The organism is Verrucomicrobiota bacterium (genome assembly GCA_016871535.1).
GTDB lineage: Bacteria > Verrucomicrobiota > Verrucomicrobiia > Limisphaerales > SIBE01 > VHCZ01.
Genome location: VHCZ01000371.1, coordinates 1 through 4707, shown reverse-complemented (window position 1 = coordinate 4707; position 4707 = coordinate 1). Strand labels below are relative to the sequence as shown.

The window sequence follows — 4707 nt, the reverse complement described above, 5'->3', positions numbered from 1 at the left end:
GCGATTTCGCTTTCTGGCTTCGTTTCTCCTCAGTCGCAGAGCCCTGGCTATGCTCCTTCGTCGTGCCTCGCCAGAAAGCGAAATCGCCTCCAGCAAAACCGGAATTTATTTTTGCACAGACCCTTAGATGGCGCGACCGGCAGACCGGCAAGTCTGCCCTACCGTTTGGGGGTGCTGCGGACAGACCAGGCGAGGCTGACATGCTCAGAAGTTAAGAACGGTCCGCGCAGTTGTCACCATCGAAAGCATTTCGCGGCGGCGATATTGGCGGCAAAGCGGAAAAGCAACAGGACGCCCATCGCGCCTTTCGCTCCGGCAAAACCGCCGCCGAAGGTGATGAGTTGATGCAGCGCGTCCATGGCCCAACCGGTCGGCACCAGATGCGCGAGCACCTTGATGAAGTCCGGCACGATTTCCAGCGGCCACCAGCATCCTCCCAGCGCCGCCATCGGCAAGCTGACGAGCAGGCAGACGCCGACTACTTTTTCCTCCGCCGTCACGACTGATCCGACCAGCACGCCGAGCGACGCCGCGACCCAGGCAAAAATCAGCAACGTCAACAGCAACACCAGCAGATGCTCTCCCAAATTCACCTGAAGAACGAATTGACCGACTAGCAACATGACCGCGATTTGAACCCACCCCAGCAGAATCAAGCCATAAACTTTGCCCACGATCAGCGTTCCGCGGTTCACGGGATGAACCATCAACCGTGGCAAAACGCCATAGCGCCGTTCCGTGGCCACGGTCGTGCCGCCAAAGATCATCAGATTCATAAGGACGTACATGACCACGTTTCCCGGCAAAGACAGATTGAAGCCGACGGGCATGGGCTTGCGCCCGGCGAACCGGGATTCGAGCCGCACCGGATTCTCGCGGGCGTTCAAAGCGCGCAAGCCTTCCTCCGTCGGCGCTTTCCCGGCAGTCGATACGGCGTGTTCGACCAGGTAGGCGTTGATGGCCACGAGCGCGCGCAAAACCCGGAGTTCGACGAGCGCCGCAGCCTCGTTCCCGCCGCCCTCGACTGTGATGAACTCAACGTTGACCCGTTGCTTGTTGAGCACGCGCTGGGTGAAATCAGCCGGAATGCGAATGCCGCGTTTGGCGTCGTCGCGATTGGTCGAAGCCACGACCCTCAAACCTTGCTGACCCAGCGCCTCCAGGAAACTCCGGCTCAGGAACCCTTCATCCCGGTTCTCGATGAAAATCGCCGGACGCGGGCTGTTCGGTCCGCCCGGACCGCGCACGGCGAAGCCCATGAAATAGGTGAAGGCGATCGGCATGACGAGAAGCCATACCCAGGACGCCCGATGCCGGAAGAACAATCGAAGGTCGTTGTGGCCGATAGTCAGCGCTTGCTTCATCCGCGTTCCCCTAGTGCTGTGACACGGAATTATCGTTACATCCGTTGCGCCGCATTTGGCCTGGGGCCAGGCGCGACGAAGGAGCATGGCCGCCAGCGCTCTGTGACTGAGGAGCAACGACGCCCCAGGCCAAACGCGACGCAACCCTTAGGGCGGCAGTCCTTTTTCGCGTGGACTTCGTTGCTCGCTCCTTACGGACTGCTGGCGGGTATGCTCGTCGCTCGCGCCTCGTCCACGCGAAAAAATCCTTGCCGCGGAGGTGACGATAATTCCGTGTCACAGCACTCGTTCAAGCCGTCGCTGGAAACGCCAGGCGGCAACGGCGATCAAGGCCAACCCAAGCATTCCAAGTTTCAAGCACGCGTTCATCCAAACAGAATCCCCAGGACCGAACTGCAACGCGCGCACGGCCTCGACAAACCAGTTCGTGGGCATGAGCGGCGTGATCTGGTCGCGGAGAAACGCCGGGAGTTGCTCTGACGGGAACATGCAGCCGCCCGCCAGGCTCAGCATCATCGTGAATACGGCATTGAGAAAGTCAGCCGTGCGCTCGCTGCCGGCGAAGGCTGCGACCAGGGCCATCAAGCCGGCGCCGAACGCAGCATAAGCCAGGACGGCTAACACGATCTTCAAAGGGTGCTCCCACCGGATTTGAAAAATCAGCGCCCCGCCGGCAAACAGAATCGCCGCGCTGATGAGCAAAATCGCCACGGCCAGGAGGACTTTCGAGGCAACGAATGAACAGGCGGGAGTGCAAGGTTCGAAAACGCTCGAAGGTCCGGAACCGCAACTCCCGGTAAAGGTCGCGCACCGCGTTGTCCGCCAGAAACAGCAGAAACATCGCGGCCATGCCCGGCAGCAAATACGCGAATAAGTTCCAGGCTGGCCCGCGCGCGCTCTCCTCGGCGCGCTTCTCCGGCACATATCCAATCAAGGGCGGGAACAAGTAGGCTCTCGCCGCCTGAATCTTGTCGCCCGCGCGGGAAACCAGATCGCTGACGGTGCGGAAATCCGGTCCGCCGGGACGTTCCAGCGCGGTGCGCCATTCGGGAAACTCGGCCTGGAAATTGCGAGAGACCGCGTTTAGAGCCGTCACGACCGTGGCAAGAAATTCTTCGACGATGGCGGGATAAAACGATTGCGCCGGATTCTTGATGAGTTCGAGTTTCACCGGTTGCTGGCCGCTCAGATAATCCTCAGTCAAACCTTTCGGAAGAATGACCACGGCGCTCAGACGATCTTCGGTGAGCTCGCGCAAGGCTTGTTCGCGCTTCAGGAAGAATGGCTCGATGTGCTGGCCCGCTTCGCGCTGATTGAGCGCGCCCCGAAGAAAGCCCGTCAGCGGCGAATCGTCTTCATCGACGATGGCCAGCTTGATGCGTCCGAGGCCGCCGCTTTCTCCGGAACGTCCGAAAGCCAGGCCAATCAAGCCGGTGATCAAGAGCGGCACAGCCAGATGAATCACCCAGGGCAGAGGATTTCGCCATGCGCGCAACAGGTCCTTGGCCAGAAGCAGCGCGATCATGTTATTCCCGGCAAGCGTTCAAGACGAGACGTAGGGAGTGAAATGAACCGATCCCCCTCACCCGTTCCCTCCCCCCAGTGGGGGAGAGGGTGTCCGCAGGACGGGTGAGGGGGAATCGTCTCATGATGAAAGGGGTTGGAACTATTCCCGGAGTTGCCGCCCGGTCAGTTGAAGGAACACGTCGTTCAAGCTGGGCCGTTTCAGCGTCACGTTCTCGATCCGCACGGGCAGCGCGAGCAATTGCTTCAAGCACGCTGCGGGATCACGTTCTTCTATCGCGGCCGCGACCAGTTGCTGATCGGATTTCTGGATCACGCGGAAGCGTTCGAGAAATCCGGGCCACTGTTCCGGCGAGGCGCTCTTGAGATCGCCTTCCACCACGAAAAGCTGATCGCCACCGAGACGCCGCTGGAGTTCGGCGAGGGTTCCTTCAGCCAGCAAGCGGCCATGATCAATGATCCCGATGCGCTGGCAGAGCGTCTCCGCCTCTTCCAGATAATGGGTCGTGTAAAGAATGGCGGTGCCGGACGAGGCCAGGCCGCGCACAAAATCGAGAATGTTCATCCGCGCTTGCGGATCGATGCCGACCGTGGGCTCATCCAACAGCAACAGGCGCGGGCGGTGCAGCAGGGCGCAGCCGAGATTGATGCGGCGCTTCATCCCGCCCGAATAGGTCTTGACGGCGTCCCCGGCGCGATCCGCGAGGGACAGGGCCTCAAGCACCTCGCCGGCGCGTTGACGCGACTCCCTGGCGGCCAACCCCGCGATGCGGCCCCAATACTCCAGGTTCTCGCGGCCCGTCAGTTCATCGTAAAGCGCGATCTCCTGCGGGACGACTCCCAGGATGCGGCGCGCATCTTGGGAATCGCTCCAGAAGTTCTTGCCTGCGATGAGGACCTCGCTGGCGTCGGGTTTGAGTAAGCCGCATGTCATCGAGATCGTGGTCGTTTTGCCCGCGCCGTTTGGGCCGAGAAGGCCGTAGATTTCGCCTTCGCGGACTGAAGAACAATCAAGTCGTCCAGGTGCCCGGCAACAACTTCGGTCTTCGCGAGGTCCTCGCCTGGGAGCGCTCGATAGGAAACGACACCGGTCTTGCGATTCAGGTACCACTCGCCTGGCGCATCCAGTCCGTCCGGGGCGTTCTCGATGTAATAACGTGCGTTGTTCTCTTTGTTTGACGGCCGCGGATCGGTCGAGAGCGTCGCGACGTGACTCGCTTCGTCCACCGAACGAATGAACATGCGAAAATCCGCCCAGGCTAACAAGGCGACAACTTCGACCATGTTCCTCGCCTAAATCTTCAAAACCATCCTTGCGATGCGGCCAGTTCGGGGCGTGCCAACGTCGCGGTTCAATAGATTTCGTATTGAATCGCGTCTATCGAAAATGCCACGCCCACCGGCTCAAGACTCGTTTTCAAAATCCTTAGGCGAGGATTTGGGTTCGACGTCTCCGGCGTCAGCCCACTCTTTCCGGATCTCGCCCGGCTTGAACTTCAGTTTGACCCTCTTGTCCTGCGGGCTGGGGCCTTCGATGCGGAAGAACCCTTCGTTCGGCGTCCGCGCGCGTTGCTTGCGCTGGCCATTCACGAAAAGCGTGCGGAAATACCACTTACCGTCGCGAACATCCGGAACATCGGTTTGCCAGAGGTCCGGCTTGCCTTCGACGCGCTTCCATCCCGTGAGCGAGCGCCCGCCGCTTAGAATCGGTTTTTCACTTTCGTAGGCGGCGATGATTAACGGCGCTTTCGCACTCGCGCCGGAATCCTCCGGGGTCAACTCAACCGGCGCGCTCAGCACGTGCGTTCCGCCACGGAGA

Annotated in this window: 3 protein-coding genes and 1 pseudogene; 1 reads left to right on the top strand and 3 read right to left on the bottom strand. The window is 60.5% G+C overall.

From position 1 onward, the window contains the following. Nucleotides 1-233: 233 nt before the first annotated feature. Entirely contained in the window at nucleotides 234-1451 is a 1218-nt protein-coding gene (locus tag FJ398_26195; GenBank protein ID MBM3841378.1) for an ABC transporter permease, read from the bottom strand. Nucleotides 1452-1640: 189 nt separating this feature from the next. Then, nucleotides 1641-2288 (bottom strand): ABC transporter permease, encoded by a 648-nt coding sequence (locus tag FJ398_26190; GenBank protein MBM3841377.1) that lies wholly within the window; start codon nucleotides 2286-2288, stop codon nucleotides 1641-1643. Nucleotides 2289-2502: 214 nt separating this feature from the next. Between FJ398_26190 and FJ398_26185 the strand changes: the two genes are divergently transcribed. Further along, nucleotides 2503-2997, top strand: a complete 495-nt coding sequence (locus FJ398_26185) for a hypothetical protein (GenBank protein ID MBM3841376.1) — start codon at nucleotides 2503-2505, stop codon at nucleotides 2995-2997. 33 nt (nucleotides 2998-3030) lie between these two features. Here FJ398_26185 and FJ398_26180 read toward each other — a convergent pair. Further along, a pseudogene (locus tag FJ398_26180) lies at nucleotides 3031-3888 on the bottom strand (ATP-binding cassette domain-containing protein). Between the last annotated feature and the right edge of the window lie 819 nt (nucleotides 3889-4707).

Coding starts and splice junctions, on each gene's coding strand:
- FJ398_26190 (MBM3841377.1), bottom strand. CDS start 2,288: ATGTGCCGGAGAAGCGCGCCGAGGAGAGCGCGCGCGGGCCAGCCTGGA.
- FJ398_26195 (MBM3841378.1), bottom strand. CDS start 1,451: ATGCTCCTTCGTCGCGCCTGGCCCCAGGCCAAATGCGGCGCAACGGAT.